Below are 20,985 nucleotides of genomic sequence, written 5' to 3'. Positions count from 1 at the left end.
GGATGCTTCAGAAACCCTGCGCATCCGGACTCTTGTCTCCGGTAGCCGGGCGTCCGCAGACTCGGGCCATGACGATCTCCCAGGACACCTCCGCCGCCGTCACCCACTTCGCGGGGCGCCTCGCCTTCGAGACCGACGTCAGCGACGTCCACGCGGCGCTGGCCGCGAACAGCCCGTTCACGCTGGTCGACGTCCGCTCGCCGACGTGCTGGGACCAGGGCCACATCCCCGGCGCCGTGCACCTGCCCGGCGGCAAGGTGCGCCTGCGGGCCGAGCAGACCGTCGACCGGGAGAAGCCCGTGGTCGTGTACTGCTGGGGTCCGGCCTGCAACGGCGCGACCAAGGCCGCCCTGGAGTTCGCGAAGCTCGGCTACGACGTCAAGGAGATGATCGGCGGGTTCGAGTACTGGGTGCGGGAGGGCTTCGCCTACGAGACGGCGACCGGCCCGGTCCAGCCGGAGACGGACCCGCTGACGGCCCCGGTCTGACGCCGGGGCTGCCGGTGTCACGTGCGAAGTGCGCTTCTACCCCGTCATTGGGCCCGTATCCGCCCCGATTCCGGGCCTGATGACGGGGCAGAAGCGCACTTCGCGCGTCGCGCGTTGCGCGTTGCGCGTTGCGCGTTGCGCGTTGCGCGTCGGACGGCGGACGGCGGACGCCGACGGCGGCGGCGGCGGGCTCACGCCGGGCGGTAGCGGTTCTCCGGGCGGCCCGTCGCGCCGTAGCGGGGCGCGACCTGGGCGTACCCCTCCGTGACCAGGTGCTCCAGGTAGCGGCGGGCGCTGACGCGCGACATCCCGACCGCCTCGGCGACCTCGGCCGCCGAGGCGTCGCGGGGCGCCGTCGCCCCTGCCCCGGGCCCTGCCCCCGCGCCGTCCGCGGCCCCGGCGCACAACCGCGCCAGCGCCGCCCGGACCAGGTCGCGGCTGCGGCCGGAGAGGCCCTTGGGCAGCCGGTCGGCGGAGCGCGGCCCGGCCAGGAGCTGGTCCACCTCGTCCTGGTCGAGGGTGTCCTGGGCCCGGCGCACGTCCTCGCGCCGCTGCCACACCTCGTCGAGCCGCTCCCGCAGCGCGGCGGACGTGAAGGGCTTGACCAGGTACGCGAGCACTCCGCCGGCCATCGCCTGGCGCACGCTGTCCAGCTCGCGGACGGCGGTCGTGGCGACGACGTCGACCGGCGGCCCCGGCAGCATCCGCAGGCGTTGCAGCACGTCGAGCCCGCCGATGTCCGGCAGGTGCAGGTCGAGCAGCACCAGGTCGGGGCGCAGCGCGGACACGAGGCGCAGCGCGTCCGCGCCGGTCCGCGCCTCGCCCACGACGACGAACCGGGGGTGGCTCTCCACGAAGCCCCGGTGCACGGTCGCGACCACAGGGTCGTCCTCGACGACGAGCGTCCGTGCCTGCCCGGTCACGGCCGGGCCTCCCGAGCCTCGGCACCCGAACGAACGCCGGCACCAACACCGGCACCAACACCGCCGGCACCAACACCGGCAGCAGCACCGGCCCCTGCCCGAGCCCGCCCGGCGGCGACGACCACCGGCACCGGCAGCTCGACCCGCACGCACGCCCCGCCGAGGTCGCCGGTCCCGAGCACCACCTCGCCGTCGCGCCGGTCCACCACGCGCCGCACCAGGGCCAGGCCGATGCCCCGGCTGTGCTCCCGGTCGCCGGGCACCTTCGTCGAGAACCCCGCCTTGAACACCTGGTGGTGCAGCGCCGCGGGGATGCCCGGGCCGTCGTCGTCGACCTGTAGGCACAGCCGCGCGCCCTCGGTCCCGAGCAGCACGCGGACCCGGCCGTCCGGCCCTGCGGCGTCCACCGCGTTGTCGATCAGGTTGCCCAGCACGATGAGGGCGTCGGTGTGCAGCGCCGAGCCGTCCGGCGTCGTCGGCGCGTCGAGCGCGGACTCGTCCGCGACGTCGAGCGTGACGCCCCGCTCCCGCGCGGTGATCGCCTTGACCAGCAGCAGCGCGGCGATCTCGGGGGACCGGACGCCCGGCGCGACGGCGGACGCGGTGAGCAGCCCGCCGTGGCCGGAGCGCTCGATGAACGCGACCGCCTCCTCCGTGCGGCCCAGCTCCAGCAGCCCCGAGATGACGTGCACGGTGTTGGCGAACTCGTGCGACTGGGAGCGCAGGGCGTCCGTGAGCCCGCGGGTCTCCAGCAGGGTCGCGATGTCCTCGGGTTCGAGCAGGTAGATCCTGCGGCGCACCAGGCGTGTCACCCAGGCCGCGCAGAGCACCCCGACGACGGCGGCCGCGGCGAGCGCGGCGAGCAGCCAGCCCCGGTCGTCGGTCAGGTCGGCGCGCAGCTCGGACTCCAGGATGCCCACGCTGGCGGTGCCGATGACGGGAGCGGGCGTTGAGTCGTCGGCCGCGTCGCCGAAGACGGGCACCTTGACGCGCCACGACGTGCCCAGGGTGCCGGTCTGCGTGCCCGTCCACACCTTGCCGGACAGCGGCACGGACGGGTCGGTCGAGACCCGCTGCCCGATCTGCTCCGGGTCGGGGTGGGAGTAGCGCACGCCGTGCTCGTCGGTGACGACCACGTAGGTGACCTCGGAGGCCTCGCGGATCACCTCGGCGATCGGCTGGATCGTCGCGGCCGGGTCCTCGTCGTCGAACGCGTCGTGGATCGCGGGCAGGCGCGCGACCGACTGGGCCACGCCGGACATGCGGTCGACGTAGGCCTCGCGGAGCTGTCGTTCCTGCAGGGTGGAGGCCACGAGCCCGGTCGTGCACACGAGCACGAGCACGATGACGACCTGCAGCGCCAGCAGCTGCACCCGGAGCGTCATCGCTCTTCTCACGGGGGCCAGTGTGCACCGGTTCGTCGTCGGCGCGGTAGCCGCACGGCGTGACCGAAACGACCACAACCTTCGTTGCGACCAGAACCGGGGCGATACGGACGCCGCTCCCTACGCTCTCGCCCGGACGGACAGAGGACCGGCGGCGTAGCCGGCCCCGACCGTCCGCACACGCATCCGCTCGAGGAGGAGACATGCGCATCATCCGGTCCGGGGCTGCCCCCGTCGGAATCGTCCTGGCACTGGCGCTCGCCGGCTGTTCGGTCCTGGAGTCGAACGGCGGTGGCGGCGACGCCGCGATCGACGAGCTCAGCATCGTCGTGCCCGCCGGGCCCGGCGGCGGCTGGGACCAGACCGGCCGCGCCATGCAGGCCGACCTGCAGGAGGAGGGCCTGGTCGGCTCGGCCACGGTCACCAACGTGGACGGCGCGGGCGGCACGGTGGGCCTGGCGAACATCGCCAACGCCACCGACCCGAACACCCTGCTCGTGATGGGCCTGGTCATGGTGGGGGCCGTCGAGACCAACCAGTCGCAGGCCCGGATCGAGCACACCACCCCGATCGCCCGCCTCACCGAGGAGCAGGAGGTCATCGTGGTGCCGAAGGAGTCGCCGTACAAGAGCGTCGACGACCTCGTGGCCGACATCAAGGAGAACGGCAAGAAGGTCTCGATCACCGGCGGTTCCGCCGGCGGTACCGACCACATCCTCGCCGGGATGCTGATGCAGGCCGGCGGCATCCCGTCGGAGAACATCGGCACCAAGCTCAACTACATCGCCTACTCCGGCGGCGGCGAGTCGCTGGCGGCGCTGCTCGGCAACAACGTGAGCGCGGGCATCTCGGGGGTCAGCGAGTACGCGGAGCAGGTCGCCGCGGGCGAGCTGCGGGCGCTCGCCGTCTCCGGTGAGGAGCGCGTCGAGGCCCTGCCCGACACGCCGACCCTCACCGAGGCCGGGTACGACGTGGTGCTCACCAACTGGCGCGGCGTGGTCGCCCCGGGCACGATCGACGACGCCCAGCGGGAGGCGCTGACCAGCACGGTCACCGAGCTCGCCGAGTCCGAGTCCTGGCAGGCCACGCTGGAGGAGAAGGGCTGGGACGACGCCTTCCTCGCCGGCGACGAGTTCGACACGTACCTCGAGGGCAACATCGCGGAGTCCCTGGCCGTGCTCAAGGACATCGGGCTCGTCCGGTGACCTCGGACGGCACGGCGCCCGAGGCGCCCGAGGTGGCCGAGGTGGCTGAACGGCCCCGCCGCAGGTGGGGCGAGCTCGTGCTCGCCCTGGCCACGACCGCCCTCGGGGCCTACGTGCTGGTGGCGGCCGGGAGCATCACGGTCCCGGGCTCGACCAACACGCTCGGCCCGCGGGCGTTCCCGTACCTGGTGGGCGGCATGCTCGTCGCCGCCGGCGTCGTGCTGACCGTCCTGGTCCTGAGCGGCCGGGCCGGCGAGGAGGAGGGCGGCGAGGACGTCGACCCCACCGTCCGGACCGACTGGCTCACCGTGGTGCTGCTCGTGGTCACCCTGGTGGTCCACGTGTTCGCGATCAACGTCGTGGGCTGGCCGTTCGCCGCCGCGCTCCTGTTCGCGGGCGCGGCGGTCATCCTCGGCGCCCGCCCCTGGTGGCGCGCCGCACTGGTCGGGCTCGTGCTGGGCCTGGTCATCCAAGTGATCTTCGGCGGGCTGCTGGGGCTGTCGCTCCCGGCCGGCCCGCTGCTGGAAGGGGTGCCGTTCCTCCGTGGATAACTTCTCGGCCCTGATCGACGGGTTCGCCACCGTGCTGCACCCGATGTACCTGCTGTACGCGCTGTTCGGCGTGTTCATCGGTACGGCGGTGGGCGTGCTGCCGGGCATCGGTCCGGCCATGGCCATCGCCCTGCTCCTGCCCCTGACGTACACGCTGGAGCCGACGGCGGCGATCATCCTCTTCGCCGGCATCTACTACGGCGGCATGTACGGCGGGTCGACCACGTCGATCCTGCTCAACACCCCCGGCGAGTCCGCGTCGATCGTCACGGCGATCGAGGGCAACAAGATGGCGCGCGCCGGGCGCGGTGCCGCCGCGCTCGCCACCGCCGCCATCGGCTCGTTCGTCGCCGGCTCGCTCGCCACGGTGGCGCTCACGTTCCTGGCGCCCGTGATCGCCCGCTGGGCGGTGCAGCTCGGCGAGCCCGACTACTTCGCCCTCATGGTGGTCGCCTTCGTCACCGTGGGCGCGCTGCTCGGGTCCTCGGTGCCGCGCGGCCTCGCCGCGCTCGCCCTCGGCCTGTTCCTCGGTCTGGTCGGCACCGACACGCTGACCGGCCAGCAGCGCTTCACGTTCGGCGTGCTCAACCTGGCCGACGGGATCGACGTCGTGATCGTCGCCGTCGGGCTGTTCGCCGTCGGAGAGGCTCTGTACGTGGGTTCGCGGATGCGGCACGGCCCGGTCCGGATCATCCCGGTCGAGAAGGGCTGGCGCACCTGGATGAAGCGCGACGACTGGCGCCGGTCCTGGAAGCCGTGGCTGCGCGGCGCGGCCATCGGCTTCCCCGTGGGCACCATCCCCGCGGGCGGGGCCGACGTCGCGACCTTCCTGTCCTACGCCGCCGAACGCCGGCTCGCCGGCCCGCGGCGCAAGCAGTTCGGCAAGGGCGCGATCGAGGGCGTGGCCGGTCCCGAGGCCGCGAACAACGCGGCGGCGTCGGGCGTGCTCGTCCCGCTGCTCACCCTGGGCCTGCCCACGACGGCGACGGCGGCGATCATCATCGTCGCCTTCCAGTCCTACGGCATCCAGCCCGGCCCGCTGCTGCTGCAGAGCGAGTCCGCCCTGGTGTGGGCGCTGATCGCCAGCCTCTACATCGGCAACCTCATGCTGGTGGTGCTGAACCTGCCGCTGGTGGGCATGTGGGTCAAGGTGCTGCACATCCCGCGGCACTACCTGTACGCGGGCATCCTCCTGTTCGGCGCGCTGGGCTCCTACGCGCTGAACTTCTCGCCCGTGGACGTGCTGCTCCTGGTGCTCATCGGCCTGGCCGGGTTCTTCATGCGCCGGTACGGGTACCCCGTGGCGCCCCTGGTGGTCGGCATGATCCTCGGCCCGATGGCGGAGGACCGGCTGCGCCGCTCCCTCGCGATCAGCCAGGGCGACCTGACCTACCTCGTCAGCAGCCCGTTCGCCGCGACCGCGTACGTCGCGATCGTGGTGCTCCTGGTCGTCGGCCTCTGGCTCAAGCGCCGGGAGCGGGCCGAGGAGGCCTAGGGTGCCCCCCATGGGTACAGCACTGATCACGGGCGGGTCCGCCGGCCTGGGCCTCGAGTTCGCACGGCAGCTCGCAGGGAGCGGGCACGACCTGGTGCTGGTGGCGCGCGACGACCGGCGCCTGGCCGACGTCGCCGCCCAGCTCCGGGACGCCACGGGCGTGGCCGTCGAGGTCCTGCCGGCGGACCTCTCCGTGCCCGACGACGTCGCGCGGGTCGCCCGGCGGCTCGCCGTCGTCGGCGGCCGGCCCGAGGACGGCGACCTGCGGCCCGTCGGGCTGCTCGTGAACAACGCGGGGTTCGCCACGAGCTCACCGTTCGCGACGGGCCGGATCACCACCGAGCGCCGGGGCATCGATGTCATGGTCAAGGCCGTCGTCGAGCTCAGCCACGCCGCCGTCGGGCAGATGCTCGAACGGGAGCGCGGCGCGATCCTGAACGTCGGGTCCGTCGCCGCCCTCACCGCGGGCGGCTCCTACGCCGCCGCCAAGGCGTACGTGCGCACCTTCACCGAGTCGCTGGCCGCCGAGCTCAAGGGCACCGGCGTCACGGCCACCGTGGTGGCCCCCGGGTTCACGCACACCGAGTTCCATGCGCGCGCGGGCATCGGCGAGTCCTCGATCATCCCGGAGTGGGGCTGGCTGGAGGCCGAGGACGTGGTCCGGACGGCGCTCGCGGACGTGCGCCGCGGCGTCGTCCTCTCCACGCCGTCGGTGCGCTACAAGGTCGCCTCGGCGGCCCTGCGGATCATGCCGCGCTGGGCAGTGCGGGCGGTCGGCAGCTACCGCTGACGGGGCGGCGCGGGCGGCCGGCCGGGGAGCGGCCCCGCCGTCAGAGCCAGCCGGCCCGCTTGAAGATCCCGTAGAAGATCCCGCCCAGGCCGATCATCCCGCCGATCGCCAGTGGGTAGCCGAAGGTCCAGTGCAGCTCGGGCATGTGCGTGAAGTTCATGCCGTAGATCGTGCCGATCAGCGTGGGCGCGAAGAGGATGGCCGCCCACGCGGAGATCTTCTTCATCTGCTCGTTCTGCTTGAGACTGCTCTCCGTCATGCGGCGCGACTCCTCGTTCTGCTCCTGCGTCACCAGCGTCGAGTGCACGTCGAGCGCGTTGGTCAGCAGCGACCGGAACGTGTCCGAGGTCCCCGAGAGCTTGATCGCGTGGTCGAGCACGTTGCGCAGGCTCCGCAGCAGCTCGACCCAGCGCTGGTCCTGGACGTCGCCGTCCGGGTGCGCGGCGTCGTCCGGGTGCGCGGCGGCGGACTGCTGGCCGGCGAACTTGCGCTTGCCGTCGTACAGGTCCTGGAGCATCTCGACCAGCGGGCCGGTGGCACGCTGGAGCCCGATCACCTCGCGGGTCGCCTCGTAGATGCGGAACGACACCTCCGGGTCGCGGGAGAAGAGCTGGTCCTCGATCTGGTCGATGTCGCCGCGCAGCCGCGTGACGACGGGCCGGTAGGTGTCCACGACCTCGTCCAGCAGTGCCGCCAGGATCGCGACCGGCCCCAGGCGCAGCAGGTCCGGTTCCCGCTCCAGCCGGCCGCGCATCGCGTCGAGGTCGGGGGTGACGGACCGCCGGACCGTGACGACGAAGTCCGGGCCCACCCACGCGTGCACCTCGCCGAACTCGACGCGGTCCACGTGCCCGTCGCCGTCGTCGTCCACGCTGCGCGCGGGGTGCAGCACCACGAACAGGACGTCGCCGTAGTGTTCGGCCTTGGGGCGCTGGTGCGCGTGGATCGCGTCCTCGACGGCCAGCGGGTGCAGGTCGAACTCCGCGGCGACGGCCTCGATCTCGGCCGGCTCGGGCCACGACAGGTCGACCCAGGCGATGCCGCCGCGCTCGCGGGTCGTCTCGCAGGTCTCCTCGATGCTGGTCGGGTTGGCCGTGCGCCTGCCGTCCACGTACACCGCGTTGTCCATGATGCTCACAGCAGAACCTTCCCAGAGTCGGACGGCAACCCGGACCGTGGTCCGGATGCAGGTCCGGGGCCGGGTCCCGGTCCCGGTGGCGCGGGGCTGCGGCCGGGACGCGCGACGTACCCTTGCACCGTGAACGTTGACTTCTCCCCGACCCCGCGCGAGCAGCTCGCCGAGCTCATCAAGGAGCTCGCCGTGGTGCACGGCAAGGTGACCCTCTCCTCCGGCAAGGAGGCCGACTACTACGTCGACCTGCGCCGCATCACGCTGCACCACCGGGCCGCCCCGCTGGTGGGGCACGTGCTGCTGGACCACCTCGAGGAGGTCGGGCTCGGCACCGCCGAGATCGACGCCGTCGGCGGGCTGACGCTGGGTGCCGACCCGATCGCGGACGCGCTGCTGCACGCGGCGGCCTCGCGCGGGCAGGACCTCGACGCGTTCGTGGTGCGCAAGGCGGCGAAGGCGCACGGCATGCAGCGCCAGATCGAGGGTCCGGACATCGCGGGCCGCAAGGTGGTCGTCGTGGAGGACACGACGACGACGGGTGGATCGCCGATCGCGGCGATCGAGGCCGCCCGGGCCGCCGGCGCCGAGGTGCTGGGTGTGGCCACGATCGTCGACCGGGCCACCGGTGCGGGCGAGAAGATCGAGGCGCTCGGGGTGCCGTACCACTACCTCTACGGCCTCGAGGATCTCGGGCTCGCCTGAGCCGGAGGTGGGGCGCTCCTAGCACAAAACAGGCCGTCCCCATATCGCTCCCTCGTGGAGACTTTTGCCTAGCCCTACTGTATCTTTAAGTTCATGGGGCCATTTGTCGCATTAGTCCTGCTCGTGGTCGGCGTCGTCGTCTTCACCATCGCTGCGGTACGTGTCATGGGGCGCGGCCGCGCGCAGGACGTCGAGCGCTGGGCCGAGGCGAACGGCTGGGAGTACGTCGGCACCGACCCGGTGCTCGCCCAGCGGTGGAGCGGGCGGCCCTTCGGGGTCGGCCTGGACCGGACGGCGCGCGACGTGGTCCGCGGGAACGTCGACGGCTTCGACATGGTCTCGTTCACCTACACCTGGCGGTCCGGCACGGAGGGCGACACGCGTCGTATCGGCCTGCGCCGTACGGCGCACGTCGTGGCGCTCGACGCGCTCCCGGGTGAGCCCGTGGTCGACCTGTCGCCCGAGGGGCTCCGCGAGAAGTGGCAGAAGCTCTTCGGGGCGCAGGACGTCCAGATCGACAACCCCGCGTTCGACGGCCAGTGGCTCGTGCGCACCTCCGACGAGTTCTTCGCGCGCCGCGCCCTGGACGCCCGCCTCGCGAACATCGTGATGCTGCCGGACTTCCACGGTTCCCGGCTGCGTATCGAGGGGCCGTCGGTGCTGCTGTGGCGTCCGGGCCGCACGGACGCGACGTCGCTGACCGAGCGCGCCAAGCGGGTCGCCGACGTCGCGCGCATCGTGCTGCCCATGGAGAAGGGCGGCCCGCGCTTCGAGTCGGGCGGGACGATCGACGGGTTCGGGATCCCCGGCCTGACCTGACGGCTCCCGCCGGGCCGGGCCCGGCCGGATCAGACCAGGTCGACGATGTCCGCGATCGAGTTCACCACGTGGCTCGGACGGAACGGGTACTTCTCGACCTCCTCCATCGACGTCGACCCCGTGAGCACCAGGAACGTCTGCAGGCCGGCCTCCATGCCGCCCAGGATGTCGGTGTCCATGCGGTCGCCCACCATGGTGGTCGACTCCGAGTGCGCGCCGATCAGGTTGAGCGCGGACCGGAACAGCACCGGGTTGGGCTTGCCCACGTAGTAGGGCTGCCGGCCCGTCGCCGCCGTGATCATGGCGGCCACCGACCCCGCCGCGGGCAGCAGCCCCTCCTGCGACGGCCCGGTGACGTCCGGGTTGGTGCAGATGAACCGGGCGCCGTCGACGATCAGGCGGATCGCCTTGGTGATCGCCTCGAACGAGTACGTGCGGGTCTCGCCGAGCACCACGTAGTCGGGGTCGGACTCGGTGAGCGTGTAGCCCGCCTGGTGCAGCGCCGTCGTCAGGCCGGCCTCGCCGATGGCGTACGCGCTGCCGTTCGGGATCTGGTCGGCGACGAACTGCGCCGTGGCCAACGCCGACGTCCAGATGTTCTCCTCCGGCACGTCGATCCCGCTGTAGGCGAGCCGGGCACGCAGGTCGCGCGGCGTGAAGATCGAGTTGTTGGTCAGGACCAGGAACGGCAGCTCCCTGTCCCGCAGTGCCTTGATGAACTCAGGTCCGCCGGGGAGGGCCGTGCCCTCGTGCACCAGCACGCCGTCCATGTCCGTGAGCCAGGCTTCGGTGGTCCGCTCGATCATGGGCGCCAGCCTAATGTCTTGCCGGGGCAACGGTTGCTGCCCGGGGAGGGTTACGGAGACGTAGCACTGCTACCGCTCCGTAACCCTCTTCGAGGAGTGGTGCTTGCCCCGGAGGGGCCGTGGTTACGCGCGCGGGTCGCGCGGTGCGCCAGTCAGGGCGGCGGCGTCCGACGGCGCGGGCTCCTCGGGGGCCGTCGTCGCGGCCGCCTTCTCCGCACGCCGGGCCCGCCAGATCTCGACGACCATCGGGATCACGGAGACCAGCACGATGAGGACGAGCAGCGCCTCGATGTTCTCCTTGACGAACGTGAAGTTGCCGAGCACGAAGCCCAGCAGGGTCACGCCGACCGCCCACAGCAGGGCGCCGATCGCGTTGTACGTGGCGAAGTGCCGGTACGACATCTTGCCGACGCCGGCCGCGACCGGGGCGTAGGTGCGCACGATCGGCACGAACCGCGCGACGATGATCGTGCGGCCGCCGTACCTGTCGAAGTAGGCGTTGGTCTGGTCGATGTAGGACCGCTTGAAGAGCTTCGAGTCCGGCTTGTCGAAGATCTTGGGGCCGGCCTTGCGGCCGATCAGGTACCCGGTCTGGTCGCCGAGGAACGCGGCGGCGAACAGCATGAGGCAGAGCACCGCGAGGTTGATCTGCAGCGTGCCCTGCGCCACGAGCGCACCCGCGGTGAACAGCAGCGAGTCGCCGGGCAGGATCGGGAACAGCAGCCCGGTCTCGATGAAGATGACGAGCGCGATGCCCACCAGCGCGGCGTCCCCGAACCGCTCGATGAGGTAGTTCGGGTCCATCCAGTCGATGCCCAGGAGCTGCGGCACGGGCGCGGCGTGGACGGAGGTGGCGGCCAGTCCGGACACGACTTCCGGGAGTGCGGTCGTCAGCATGCATCGAGCGTAGCGGGGCACAATGACCGGCATGACCAGCACGTCTTCCGCCCCGGGAACCGTCACAGCACCCGCACACGGATCGGCCCGGGTGGACCGTGTCTGAGCACCCGCCGACGCCGGGCGCCGAGCCCGCAGCCGAGCCCGAGGTCGGCGTCGGACCCTGGCCCGGCACCCTCCCCGACGACCCCCGCTACGACCCCGAGCTGCTCGCCGCCGGCGACCGCCGGAACGTGGCCGACCAGTACCGGTACTGGTCCGTGGAGGCTATCGTCGCGGACCTGGACACCCGACGGCACCCCTTCCACGTGGCGATCGAGAACTGGGCGCACGACCTCAACATCGGCTCGGTGGTCCGCACCGCCAACGCCTTCAACGCGGCGGGCGTACACATCGTGGGCCGACGCCGCTGGAACCGCCGGGGCGCGATGGTCACCGACCGGTACCTGCACGTGACGCACCACCCGGACGCGGAGGCGCTGGCCGAGTGGGCCGGCGGCCTGCCGATCGTCGGCATCGACAACGTGCCCGGGTCGGTGCCCATCGAGGGGCACGCGCTGCCGCGCGAGTGCGTGCTGCTGTTCGGCCAGGAGTCGACGGGCCTGACGGCGGAGGCGCAGGCCGCGTGCGACGTCGTGCTGCACATCACCCAGTACGGCTCGACCCGCTCGATCAACGCGGGCGCGGCCGCCGCGATCGCCATGCACACCTGGATGCGGCAGCACGCCTGAGGCGGGCGCTCGCAGGCCTCGCCGAGCCGCTACTGTCCTGCCTGCACGGCCACGCGGCCGCCGAGCAGGAGGAGCGCGCATGGTCACGGAGTACCCGGTCGGCCGGATCCCGGTGCGGGGTGCCGGTCGCCGCGGTGCCCGCCCCGTGCGCGACGGTGGGGTGCGTCTGCCGTACGTCTGGCCCTCCCGCATCTCCGTCTGGGTGTCGCGCGCCGTCCTGCTGCCGATCCTCGTGGGGGTCCCCTACGTCTTCGCGCACTACCCCGTGGACAAGCTGTTCCTGCACACGGAGGGCCGGGTGGTCGACGGATGGGTGGCCGCGGCACTCACCGTCGGACTCTGCTTCGTCATCCTCGTCGGTGACGGGAACAGGGTCCGGGCGGACGGTGTCAGGCTCTCGATCCGCTCGGAGGGGAGGCGGCACGACTACTCCTGGGGTGACGTCGCGGAGGTCCGGCCCGACGACACCGGGCTGGTGGTGACGGACCGGGAGGGCGGGTCCACGACGGTCGGGCTCATCGAGCGCCCTTGGCAGGTCAGGTTGGTGCAGCAGACGAGCCCGATGGTCAGGCTCGCGGAGGACCTCGAACGGATCCGCCGGCAGGTCCGTGCGCCCGAGAACCTGACCCGCCAGGTCGAGGTTGGCAAGGCCCGGCTGACCCCGGCCGAATGGACGTTCGCGGTCCTGGTCACGCTGGGCTCGGTCACCGTGGCGACGCTGCGAACGTTCGGCCTCTGAGCCGGCCGCGGTCGACGGACACCAGAGAAACTCCGTTGCCCGGGGCTCGTGGCTCGGACAGGATCGTCGGGTGAACCGGCGAACCCTCACGCGCGACCGGAACTTCCTCGTCTTCTGGGGTACCCAGACGTTCTCGGTGCTGGGGGACTCGTTCTCGGTGATCGCGTTCCCGCTGCTGATGCTGGAGGCGACCGGCTCGCTGGTGCAGATGGGCCTGCTGACCGCCGTCATGGCGGCCGGGTCGCTCCTGATGGGGCTCGTGGGCGGGGCGATCGTCGACCGGTTCGACCGCCGTCGGCTCCTCATCGCGTGCGACGTGGCGCGCCTGCTCCTGTTCGCGGCCGTGCCCGTGTGCTGGGCGATCGAGCCGCAGGTGTGGCTGCTCTTCGTCGTCGCGGCCGTGGCGTCCGTGTTCGGGCAGCTCTTCCAGATCACGTACATCACGGCCGTGCCGAACATCGTGGGCCGGGACCGGGTCGCCGAGGCCAACAGCAGGCTCCAGGCCACGGCCTCGCTGGCCAGCATCGGCGGGCCGGCGCTCGCCGGGCTGGTCGCGGCGGCGTACGGGGTCACGGCGGCCATCGCCATCGACGCGGCGACCTTCGGCATCTCGGCGCTCGGGCTCCTCGCCGTCCGCCTCTCGCGGGTGGCGCCCACCGCCACGCCGGCGGACCGGCCGGGCCTCGGCCGCGACCTGCGGACCGGGTTCGTGACGGGAGCCCGGTTCCTGTGGGGACATCCGGTGCTCCGGGCGCTGACCGTCTTCCTGACGATCACCACCTTCTTCACCCTCGGCATGACCGACGTGATCATCTACCAGGTGCGGTACGGCCTGGGGCAGGGCGAGAACGTGGTCGGGTACGTCATGGCCGCGGCCGGTGTGGGGACGTGCGTCGCGGCGGTCCTGTCCGCGTGGCTGCGCCGCACGCTCGGTTTCGGCACCCTCTGGCTCGCCGCCATGACGCTGTGCGGTGTGGCGGCGGCCGTCCTCGCGCTGAGCCAGGACGTGCTGGTCATCGGCACCGCCGTGCTCGGGTTCTGGTTCGGGCTGATGCTCGCGGCCGTCTCCTCGATGTCCCTGCGGCAGATGATCACGCCGGACGCGCTGCTCGGGCGTGTCACCGCCGCGTTCTGGACCATCCACCACAGCCTCGCGCCACTGGGCGCCGCCGCGCTCACGGCCGCGGCGGACCGGTTCGGCGCCTCGGGCCCGCTGCTCGCCGTCGCGGTCGTCTACCTCGGTGTGGTCGGCGTCGCCTTCTTCACCCCGATCCGCAGCCGCAACCCCGAGGACGGGCCGGTCGACGACCCGGCGACCTGACCTCGCGCGGAGCCTGACCGGAGCCCGACCGGAGCTCGATCGGAGCTCGACCGGGGCCCGCACGCAGCCCGTCCGGACTCCTCCAAAAGTCGAGAACCACAGTGTTTCGGCCGTTCGACTGTCGAACGACCGCACACGACTGCCTGTGGATCATGGCAAGATCGATGGTGCATCCCCGGGCGGCCTTGGACACGCTTGCGACCGCCCACCTCATCATTCGTTTGGAGTTTCGCAGATGCCCATCGCAACCCCTGAGGTCTACGCCGAGATGATCGACCGGGCGAAGGCCGGCAAGTTCGCCTACCCCGCGGTCAACATCACCTCGTCGCAGACCGTTACTGCCGCACTTCAGGGCTTTGCCGAGGCGGAGTCGGACGGCATCATCCAGGTTTCCGTGGGCGGCGCCGAGTACGCGTCGGGCTCGACGGTGAAGGACCGGGTCTCGGGTTCCCTCGCGCTGGCGGCATACGCCACCGAGGTCGCCAAGGGCTACGGCGTCAACATCGCCATCCACACGGACCACTGCACGGCCGACAAGCTCGACTCCTGGGTCAAGCCGCTGCTGGCCATCGAGGCGGAGCAGGTCAAGAACGGCGGCCTCCCGACGTTCCAGTCGCACATGTTCGACGGCTCCACCGTGCCGATCGAGGAGAACCTCGTGATCGCCGCCGAGCTGCTCGAGCTGTCGCAGGCCGCGCGCACGATCCTCGAGATCGAGATCGGCGTCGTGGGTGGCGAGGAGGACGGCCACACCGCCGAGATCAACGACAAGCTGTACACGACCCCCGAGGACGGCCTGGCCACGATCAAGGCCCTCGGCGCCGGCGAGAAGGGCCGCTACCTGACGGCGCTCACCTTCGGCAACGTGCACGGCGTGTACAAGCCGGGCGCCGTGAAGCTCCGCCCGGAGATCCTGCTCGACATCCAGAAGGCCGTCGGCGCCGAGATCGGCAAGGAGATGCCGTTCGACCTGGTGTTCCACGGTGGTTCGGGCTCGACGGCGGAGGAGATCGCCGCCGCCGTCGACAACGGCGTCATCAAGATGAACATCGACACCGACACCCAGTACGCGTTCTCGCGTCCGGTGGCCGACCACTTCTTCAAGAACTACGACGGCGTGCTCAAGGTGGACGGCGAGGTCGGCAACAAGAAGGCCTACGACCCGCGCGCCTGGGGCAAGACGGCGGAGGCCGGCATGGCCGCCCGCATCGTCGAGGCCTGCCAGCAGCTGCGCTCGGCCGGCCACAAGATGTGAGCACCCCGCTCATGTGATCGGCAAAAGGTCAGGTGATCGGCAGCCCGCGCTGCCGATCACCCGACCTTTTACCGATCACGCCGCTTGACCGACGCTCCTCAGGAAGTCGGCGGGCCGCCCACGTTCGCCGGGGCCGGGGTGGTACCCGAGGGCGGGCCCGACGGACCGTCGTCGTCGAGCTCGAAGCCCGGGTCCTCGTCCACGATGTCGAGGAGGTCGCCGATCCGGGTGACCTCCAGCAGGAAGCGCACCGTCGGGGGCGCCCGCAGCACACGCACGCGGTGCGGGCTGCGGCTCGCGAGCCGGGCGAGGAACGCGACGCCGGACGAGTCCATGAAGGTCACGTGGTGGGCGTCGATCTCGACGGGAAGACGAGACTCCTCGGCCGCGGCCGTCGCCTCGTGCAGGTCGCCGCCGATGTCGGCGTCGATCTCCCCGGAGAGGACGATCCGTGCGCGCGAGCGGCCCACGATGACGTGGATGCTCGCAGGATCGCCGATCTCGGGGGTCTGATGTCCGGGGTCCTGGGGGCTCCCGCCCTGCGGACCGCGCGGCGGGTCATAGGTTCCGTCCTGCACGGTTCTCCTTCCGGGAGCAGTGGTCGTGACGCTGTATCGGTCCGATGATAGAGGTTGAGGTTCAGATCTCGGACTGTCCCAATCTACGGTTGAATGTCCTGCTGGAACAGCACCTCGAGCATTAGATACCGTAGGGAGGGCATTTTGACCGATTCATCCGGTCCGACACCGTCCTCTCCGGCGCCCCGGCACCCCGGCCTTTCCAATTTCGGCCTCGGTCCGACCCAGGACGGAATGTCGAACGGCATCATCGGCGGAACTTCCGGCGACACGCCGAACGCAACCCCGAACGCATCATCGAACGCACGATCCGGCGCACCCGTGAACGCCTCGTCGGACGACTCGGCGAACCGGAACGGGAGCGGGCACGCCAACGGCCGTGCGGTGCCGCCGCCGGCCGCCAGCGTGCCGCCGAGCATCCCGTCGGGCACGCCGTCGGGCGGCAGCCACCGGGTGTCGGGCGCGGACCCCCGCTCGCGGCTCTCGGGGACGGGCATCCCGCGCACCCTTCCGCCGTCGGTCGGCGACGTGGTGCTGCGCGCCGCGGTGTCCGTCGGCCTCCCGGTCTTCCTGACGGGTCCCACCGAGGACGGCATGCCCATGCTCTGGGCCAACCAGGCGTTCGAGCGCTACGCGGGCGTGCGCTTCAGCGACTTCGCCGGGTACACCGTGCGCAGGCTCGGCGAGATGCTCGTCGAGCCGCAGGACCTGGAGCGGATGACCGAGCTGGTGAACGCGGGCCAGGAGGTGCACGCGACGGTGCGGTCGCACCTGCGGGGCGGCACGACCGGCTGGGCGCAGCTCACGCTCACCCCGGCCCGGGCCGGCCACGACGACCGCATCACCCACTGGGTCGGGTTCAGCGTGGACGTCTCCGAGCACATGGAGCGGCACGCCGCCCAGCTCGCCAGCCTGGAGATCGAGCGGCAGCAGCGCGAGGACCTCGACCTCATCGCGCAGACCACCGAGATCCTGACGGACCTCGAGTACCCGTACGCCCTGCGCGACATCGCGGAGCTGCTCCAGTCGATGGTGCGCTGGGCGGGCTTCTACGTGAACGACGACGGCCTCAAGCACGCCGCCGGCGTCGACGTCGCCGCGCCGCCGAGCGGCCGGGGCCGCCGGCACGCGCGGTACATCGAGGGCGACAACATCGCGGACAAGACGCAGCGCCGCCGTCCGCAGACCGACGCCCTCGGCGACTCCGTGACGACGGGCCCCATGCCGATCCTCGAGGTCGTGGACTCGGTCCAGGACGTGCTCGACGGCGTGCTGGACGGCCCCGTCACGCTGCACCTCGACATCCCGCACGCGCCGCACTCGGCGTCGGGCTGGCTGCAGCGCGACCTGACGCTCCGGCTCGCCGACGAGCTGGGCAAGGCGCCGGACTCCGTGGTGGTGCACCCCGTCGCCGGGCGGCGGGACGTGCTCGGCCTCGTGGTGATCGTGCCGGACGAGGACGAGCCGGGCGACTACGTCGAGGCCGACGAGCCCGACACGCTGCGCACCGTGATCGAGGTCGTGGCGCGCCGCGCGGGCAGCGCCATCGACAACGCGCGGATGTACGCCCGCGAGCACCGCCTCGCCGAGACCCTGCAGCGCGCCATGCTCCCCGAGCAGGCCGACGTCGCGGGTCTCGACGTGTGGACCTACTACGCCCCGAACGCCGAGCACGCCCAGGTGGGCGGCGACTGGTACGACGTGCTGCAGATCTCGCCGGAGCTGGTCGGGCTGGTGATCGGCGACGTCGTCGGGCACGACGTCGAGGCCGCCGCGACCATGGGCCAGCTGCGCTCGGTGGTGCGCTCCTACGCGTTCGAGCTGTCCACGCCGAGCCGGGTGCTCGAACGCGTGGACCAGCTCGTCGCCGGCATGGGCATCCCGCGCTCGGCGAGCATGGTGTACGCCTCCCTGCAGCGCGAGGAGGAGCCGGACACCTGGACGATCGGCTACTCGCGCGCGGGCCACCTGCCGCCGCTCCTGCTGCGCGCCGGCGAGGTGATCAAGCTGGACGACGGCGGCGGCGCGCTCGTCGGCTTCGGCTCCCGGGAACGGACCACGGGCGAGGCCAAGCTGCACCCCGGCGACACGCTCCTCTTCTACACGGACGGCCTCATCGAACGCCGCGACCGGTCCCTGCGGCTGGGCCTGGAGGCCCTGCTGGAGACCGCGTCGGCGATCACGGCCCGCGACGCGGCGGGCGTGGGCGAGGAGCTGCTCTCACGCCTGGCGGACGCGCCCGAGGACGACGTGGCCATCGTCGTCGTCCGGATCCCCGACCCGGCGGGCGACGCCGCGGAGACGGCCCTGTCGCCGCGCTGGCGGCGCTGGATGCTGCCGAGCGAGCCGTCCTCGATCGGCCGGGCCCGGCACGCCGTGCTGCGCACCTGCCAGGCGTGGGGCATCGAGGAGTCGGCGCAGGCCGAGCTGGTGGTCTCCGAGCTGGTGGCGAACGGCGTGCTGCACGGCTGGGGGCACATCGCGCTGCGCCTGTACGACACGGGCGACGGGCTGCGCATCGAGGTCGAGGACAACAACCCGGCGCCGCCGGTCGCGACCGACGGGCACCCGAACCGCCTGGGCGGGTTCGGCATGCAGATCGTGGACCGGCTGGCCGAGTGGGGCTGGCGGCCGTCGGGCTCGGGCAAGCTGGTCTGGGCCAAGCTGCGCCGTCAGCCGACACCGCCGAAGTAGCGGACCGGCGGGGTGGACCCCTGGTCACCCCGCCAGGGTCTCCCGAGACCTTCGGGCACCGTGCGCCGCGTCCGCGAGACGTTTGGGAAACGTTTTACGCAGTGGACGCGTCGCGGTGGGACAACGGCGACGTGTCGTCGTCCCGCGACGTCATCACCGCGAACCCCGAGTCGGGGGCGGCCGGCTCGCACGAGTGCTCGTCGTCCACGCGGAAGAGCTCCATGGCCCCGCACACCTCGAGCACGAACAGGTCCCGCTCGTCGGCCCCGCGGATCACGGTGGCGCCGCCGCGCTTGCGCCCGGCGTCGGCCAGCGAGATCAGGAACGCGGCCCCGGTGGAGTCCATGAAGGTCACCCGGCACATGTCGATGACGAGCAGCTGCCGGCGCAGGCCGACCACGCGCGCTGCGATCTCCGGGAACTGGTCTCGTTCGGCGAGGTCAAGGTCGCCGGCGATCACGAGCGTCGTCGTCGTGGGAGACGTCGCGATCTCGATCATGTGTCGAGCGTAACGACTGTTGCTCGATCGCACCGGATGAAAGGCAAAATTCACCGTTGTGGTTGGCATCAAGGGCAATCCTGTGCGACCTCTTTGTCCCGTGTTGTCCCAAGTGCGCGCCAGGTCCGCCCGAGGTGTCGTCGGGGTGTGACAATTCGAGCATGAGCTCCCACGAGAACCTGCTCCAGGGCCCTGCCCCCACGCTGCTGTCCGACGACCACCCGACCGCGCGCGAGCAGCTGGCCGACGGCGGCGACCCGGTCGCGGTGGCGGCCCAGGCCCCGGCGTCGTCCCTCGTGTGGGCAGTCCTCGCCGAGCGCGCGCTGACGGCGGGCACTGCCGCGGGCGACGTGGAGGCGTACGCCTACGCGCGCACCGGCTACCACCGCGGGCTCGACGCGCTGCGCCGGTCGGGCTGGCGCGGGCAGGGCCCGATCCCGGCCGGCCACGTGCCCAACCAGGGTTTCCTCCGCGCGCTGCTGGCCCTCTCGGAGGCCGCGCACCGCATCGGCGAGGAGGCCGAGGCCGAGCGCTGCGCCACGTTCCTGGGCGACTCCGGCACGTCCGTGGACGAGGTTCGCGCCCTGGTGCCCACCACGAAGTAGACTCGGGCGCGGCCCGCGGGCGCCAACGGAGCGCACTCTGCGGGGCAACCCTAGGAATTCGAGAAGGTGGAGATCCATGCCAGGCGTCGTGCTCGTCGGGGCCCAGTGGGGCGATGAGGGCAAGGGAAAGGCGACGGACCTCCTGGGCTCCCGCGTCGACTACGTGGTCAAGTTCAACGGTGGTAACAACGCGGGGCACACGGTCGTCATCGACGACGAGAAGTACGCCCTGCACCTGCTGCCGTCGGGCATCCTGTCGCCCGGCGTCGTGCCGGTCATCGCCAACGGCGTGGTGGTCGACATCGAGGTCCTGTTCGAGGAGCTGGACGCGCTGATCGCGCGCGGCGTGGACGTGTCCCGCCTGCTCGTCTCGGGCAGCGCCCACATCATCGCCCCGTACCACCGCACCATCGACAAGGTGACGGAGCGGTTCCTCGGCAAGCGCCGGATCGGCACCACGGGCCGTGGCATCGGCCCGTCGTACGCCGACAAGATCAACCGCGTCGGCATCCGCATGTGGGACCTGTTCGACGAGAAGATCCTGCGCGCCAAGATCGAGGGCTCGCTGGACCAGAAGAACCACCTGCTGGTGAAGGTCTACAACCGGCGCGCCATCACGGTCGACGAGACGCTCGACGAGCTGCTCCAGCACGCCGACCGCCTGCGGCCCATGGTCACGGACACCGCCGTCGAGCTGAACAAGGCGCTCGACGTGGGCAAGAACGTGCTGTTCGAGGCCGGCCAGGCCACGATGCTCGACATCGACCACGGCACCTACCCGTTCGTCACGTCGTCCAGCGCGACGGCGGGCGGCGCGGTCACCGGGTCCGGCGTCGGGCCCACCCGGATCGACTCCGTGATCGGCGTCATCAAGGCGTACACGACGCGCGTGGGCGAGGGGCCGTTCCCCACGGAGCTGTTCGACGACAAGGGCGAGTTCCTCCGCAAGACCGGCGGCGAGTACGGCGTCACCACGGGCCGCGCCCGGCGCACCGGCTGGTACGACGCCGTGATCGCGCGCTACGCGACCCGGATCAACGGCCTCACCGACATCGTGCTCACCAAGCTCGACGTGCTCACCGGCATGGAGAAGGTCCCGGTCTGCGTGGCCTACGACGTCGACGGCGTCCGCCACGACGAGATGCCCACCGACCAGACGGCGTTCCACCACGCGAAGCCGATCTACGAGGAGCTCGACGGGTGGTGGGAGGACATCTCCCGCGCGCGGTCCTTCGACGACCTGCCGAAGAACGCCCAGGCCTACGTGAAGGCGCTCGAAGAGATGTCGGGCACCCGGATCTCCGCCATCGGCGTGGGGCCCAAGCGCGACGAGATCATCCCCGTCCACGACCTCATCCACCAGCGCTGAG

21 protein-coding genes are annotated in these 20,985 nt (G+C 71.7%); 14 read left to right on the top strand and 7 right to left on the bottom strand.

Features of this window, described 5'->3' with window-relative positions; all coding sequences use genetic code 11:
* The first annotated feature begins 68 nt into the window (after positions 1-68).
* Positions 69-488 (top strand): rhodanese-like domain-containing protein, encoded by a 420-nt coding sequence (locus ACFV9Q_RS14705; RefSeq protein WP_377235009.1) that lies wholly within the window; start codon positions 69-71, stop codon positions 486-488.
* A gap of 191 nt (positions 489-679) precedes the next feature.
* On the opposite strand, the gene ACFV9Q_RS14700 is transcribed toward ACFV9Q_RS14705, so the two are convergent.
* Together ACFV9Q_RS14700 and ACFV9Q_RS14695 are read right to left on the bottom strand one after the other, a co-directional pair.
* Positions 680-1,411 carry a response regulator gene (locus tag ACFV9Q_RS14700; protein WP_377235008.1) on the bottom strand — a complete coding sequence of 244 codons (732 nt, stop codon included), beginning with the start codon at positions 1,409-1,411 and terminating at the stop codon, positions 680-682.
* Positions 1,408-2,808 carry an ATP-binding protein gene (locus ACFV9Q_RS14695; RefSeq protein ID WP_377235007.1) on the bottom strand — a complete coding sequence of 467 codons (1,401 nt, stop codon included), beginning with the start codon at positions 2,806-2,808 and terminating at the stop codon, positions 1,408-1,410. Before ACFV9Q_RS14695 ends, ACFV9Q_RS14700 begins: the two co-directional genes overlap by 4 nt.
* Before the next feature lie 191 nt (positions 2,809-2,999).
* Here ACFV9Q_RS14695 and ACFV9Q_RS14690 point away from each other — a divergent pair, with 191 nt between their 5' ends.
* Genes ACFV9Q_RS14690 through ACFV9Q_RS14675 form a run of 4 tightly spaced genes read left to right on the top strand, consistent with a single transcriptional unit; the run spans position 3,000 to position 6,837 of the window.
* A complete protein-coding gene (locus tag ACFV9Q_RS14690) occupies positions 3,000-4,001 on the top strand; it encodes a Bug family tripartite tricarboxylate transporter substrate binding protein (RefSeq protein WP_377235006.1) in 1,002 nt (333 codons plus the stop codon).
* Positions 3,998-4,552: a tripartite tricarboxylate transporter TctB family protein gene (locus ACFV9Q_RS14685; protein ID WP_377235005.1), complete on the top strand. Its 555-nt coding sequence runs from the start codon at positions 3,998-4,000 to the stop codon at positions 4,550-4,552. The genes ACFV9Q_RS14690 and ACFV9Q_RS14685 overlap by 4 nt, the downstream gene beginning before the upstream one ends.
* Positions 4,545-6,047: a tripartite tricarboxylate transporter permease gene (locus ACFV9Q_RS14680; RefSeq protein ID WP_377230830.1), complete on the top strand. Its 1,503-nt coding sequence runs from the start codon at positions 4,545-4,547 to the stop codon at positions 6,045-6,047. The genes ACFV9Q_RS14685 and ACFV9Q_RS14680 overlap by 8 nt, the downstream gene beginning before the upstream one ends.
* 10 nt (positions 6,048-6,057) lie before the next feature.
* Positions 6,058-6,837 (top strand): SDR family NAD(P)-dependent oxidoreductase, encoded by a 780-nt coding sequence (locus tag ACFV9Q_RS14675; protein ID WP_377235004.1) that lies wholly within the window; start codon positions 6,058-6,060, stop codon positions 6,835-6,837.
* Positions 6,838-6,877: 40 nt separating this feature from the next.
* On the opposite strand, the gene ACFV9Q_RS14670 is transcribed toward ACFV9Q_RS14675, so the two are convergent.
* On the bottom strand, positions 6,878-7,975 hold the full coding sequence (locus ACFV9Q_RS14670) for a magnesium and cobalt transport protein CorA (protein ID WP_377235003.1): 1,098 nt from the start codon (positions 7,973-7,975) through the stop codon (positions 6,878-6,880).
* 120 nt (positions 7,976-8,095) lie between these two features.
* Here ACFV9Q_RS14670 and pyrE point away from each other — a divergent pair, with 120 nt between their 5' ends.
* The gene (pyrE, locus tag ACFV9Q_RS14665) at positions 8,096-8,671 is read left to right on the top strand and encodes an orotate phosphoribosyltransferase (protein WP_377235002.1); all 576 of its coding nucleotides are present in this window, start codon (positions 8,096-8,098) and stop codon (positions 8,669-8,671) included.
* A 93-nt stretch (positions 8,672-8,764) separates the two neighbouring features.
* Positions 8,765-9,490: a hypothetical protein gene (locus ACFV9Q_RS14660; protein ID WP_377235001.1), complete on the top strand. Its 726-nt coding sequence runs from the start codon at positions 8,765-8,767 to the stop codon at positions 9,488-9,490.
* 29 nt (positions 9,491-9,519) lie between these two features.
* Here ACFV9Q_RS14660 and ACFV9Q_RS14655 read toward each other — a convergent pair whose 3' ends face one another.
* Both ACFV9Q_RS14655 and ACFV9Q_RS14650 read right to left on the bottom strand, forming a co-directional pair.
* A complete protein-coding gene (locus tag ACFV9Q_RS14655; protein ID WP_377235000.1) occupies positions 9,520-10,296 on the bottom strand; it encodes an HAD-IIA family hydrolase in 777 nt (258 codons plus the stop codon).
* Positions 10,297-10,419: 123 nt separating this feature from the next.
* Positions 10,420-11,193, bottom strand: a complete 774-nt coding sequence (locus tag ACFV9Q_RS14650) for a VTT domain-containing protein (protein WP_377234999.1) — start codon at positions 11,191-11,193, stop codon at positions 10,420-10,422.
* 98 nt (positions 11,194-11,291) lie between these two features.
* Here ACFV9Q_RS14650 and ACFV9Q_RS14645 point away from each other — a divergent pair, with 98 nt between their 5' ends.
* The 4 genes from ACFV9Q_RS14645 to fbaA all read left to right on the top strand — a co-directional run bounded on the left by ACFV9Q_RS14645 (position 11,292) and on the right by fbaA (position 15,239).
* Positions 11,292-11,924, top strand: a complete 633-nt coding sequence (locus ACFV9Q_RS14645; protein WP_377234998.1) for a TrmH family RNA methyltransferase — start codon at positions 11,292-11,294, stop codon at positions 11,922-11,924.
* A 79-nt stretch (positions 11,925-12,003) separates the two neighbouring features.
* On the top strand, positions 12,004-12,663 hold the full coding sequence (locus ACFV9Q_RS14640; RefSeq protein WP_377234997.1) for a hypothetical protein: 660 nt from the start codon (positions 12,004-12,006) through the stop codon (positions 12,661-12,663).
* A gap of 70 nt (positions 12,664-12,733) precedes the next feature.
* On the top strand, positions 12,734-13,984 hold the full coding sequence (locus ACFV9Q_RS14635; RefSeq protein ID WP_377234996.1) for an MFS transporter: 1,251 nt from the start codon (positions 12,734-12,736) through the stop codon (positions 13,982-13,984).
* A 235-nt stretch (positions 13,985-14,219) separates the two neighbouring features.
* Positions 14,220-15,239, top strand: coding sequence for a class II fructose-bisphosphate aldolase (gene fbaA / locus ACFV9Q_RS14630; RefSeq protein WP_377230822.1), 1,020 nt, complete (start codon positions 14,220-14,222; stop codon positions 15,237-15,239).
* Between the two features lie 98 nt (positions 15,240-15,337).
* Here fbaA and ACFV9Q_RS14625 read toward each other — a convergent pair whose 3' ends face one another.
* Positions 15,338-15,817, bottom strand: coding sequence for an STAS domain-containing protein (locus tag ACFV9Q_RS14625; RefSeq protein WP_377234995.1), 480 nt, complete (start codon positions 15,815-15,817; stop codon positions 15,338-15,340).
* Positions 15,818-16,201: 384 nt separating this feature from the next.
* Between ACFV9Q_RS14625 and ACFV9Q_RS14620 the strand changes: the two genes are divergently transcribed.
* Positions 16,202-18,511: a SpoIIE family protein phosphatase gene (locus tag ACFV9Q_RS14620; RefSeq protein WP_377235171.1), complete on the top strand. Its 2,310-nt coding sequence runs from the start codon at positions 16,202-16,204 to the stop codon at positions 18,509-18,511.
* A 94-nt stretch (positions 18,512-18,605) separates the two neighbouring features.
* Here ACFV9Q_RS14620 and ACFV9Q_RS14615 read toward each other — a convergent pair whose 3' ends face one another.
* Positions 18,606-19,010 carry an STAS domain-containing protein gene (locus ACFV9Q_RS14615; RefSeq protein WP_285101873.1) on the bottom strand — a complete coding sequence of 135 codons (405 nt, stop codon included), beginning with the start codon at positions 19,008-19,010 and terminating at the stop codon, positions 18,606-18,608.
* 161 nt (positions 19,011-19,171) lie between these two features.
* Here ACFV9Q_RS14615 and ACFV9Q_RS14610 point away from each other — a divergent pair, with 161 nt between their 5' ends.
* Together ACFV9Q_RS14610 and ACFV9Q_RS14605 are read left to right on the top strand one after the other, a co-directional pair.
* Complete coding sequence (locus ACFV9Q_RS14610) at positions 19,172-19,615, top strand: DUF3151 domain-containing protein (protein ID WP_377231943.1); 444 nt, start codon at positions 19,172-19,174, stop codon at positions 19,613-19,615.
* A 76-nt stretch (positions 19,616-19,691) separates the two neighbouring features.
* A complete protein-coding gene (locus tag ACFV9Q_RS14605; protein WP_377234994.1) occupies positions 19,692-20,984 on the top strand; it encodes an adenylosuccinate synthase in 1,293 nt (430 codons plus the stop codon).
* Position 20,985: the final 1 nt, after the last annotated feature.

The organism is Promicromonospora sp. NPDC059942, assembly GCF_042731755.1.
GTDB lineage: Bacteria > Actinomycetota > Actinomycetes > Actinomycetales > Cellulomonadaceae > Promicromonospora.
The sequence above is the reverse complement of the archived record's forward strand: the minus strand, read 5'-3'. Positions and strand labels throughout refer to the sequence as shown.

What these genes read in the sequence shown, in the direction of transcription:
- ACFV9Q_RS14705 (WP_377235009.1), top strand. Translation starts at nt 69, where the DNA reads ATGACGATCTCCCAGGACACCTCCGCCGCCGTCACCCACTTCGCGGGG.
- fbaA (WP_377230822.1), top strand. Translation starts at nt 14,220, where the DNA reads ATGCCCATCGCAACCCCTGAGGTCTACGCCGAGATGATCGACCGGGCG.
- ACFV9Q_RS14675 (WP_377235004.1), top strand. Translation starts at nt 6,058, where the DNA reads ATGGGTACAGCACTGATCACGGGCGGGTCCGCCGGCCTGGGCCTCGAG.
- ACFV9Q_RS14650 (WP_377234999.1), bottom strand. Translation starts at nt 11,193, where the DNA reads ATGCTGACGACCGCACTCCCGGAAGTCGTGTCCGGACTGGCCGCCACC.
- ACFV9Q_RS14690 (WP_377235006.1), top strand. Translation starts at nt 3,000, where the DNA reads ATGCGCATCATCCGGTCCGGGGCTGCCCCCGTCGGAATCGTCCTGGCA.
- ACFV9Q_RS14605 (WP_377234994.1), top strand. Translation starts at nt 19,692, where the DNA reads ATGCCAGGCGTCGTGCTCGTCGGGGCCCAGTGGGGCGATGAGGGCAAG.
- ACFV9Q_RS14610 (WP_377231943.1), top strand. Translation starts at nt 19,172, where the DNA reads ATGAGCTCCCACGAGAACCTGCTCCAGGGCCCTGCCCCCACGCTGCTG.
- ACFV9Q_RS14660 (WP_377235001.1), top strand. Translation starts at nt 8,765, where the DNA reads ATGGGGCCATTTGTCGCATTAGTCCTGCTCGTGGTCGGCGTCGTCGTC.
- ACFV9Q_RS14615 (WP_285101873.1), bottom strand. Translation starts at nt 19,010, where the DNA reads ATGATCGAGATCGCGACGTCTCCCACGACGACGACGCTCGTGATCGCC.
- ACFV9Q_RS14655 (WP_377235000.1), bottom strand. Translation starts at nt 10,296, where the DNA reads ATGATCGAGCGGACCACCGAAGCCTGGCTCACGGACATGGACGGCGTG.
- ACFV9Q_RS14640 (WP_377234997.1), top strand. Translation starts at nt 12,004, where the DNA reads ATGGTCACGGAGTACCCGGTCGGCCGGATCCCGGTGCGGGGTGCCGGT.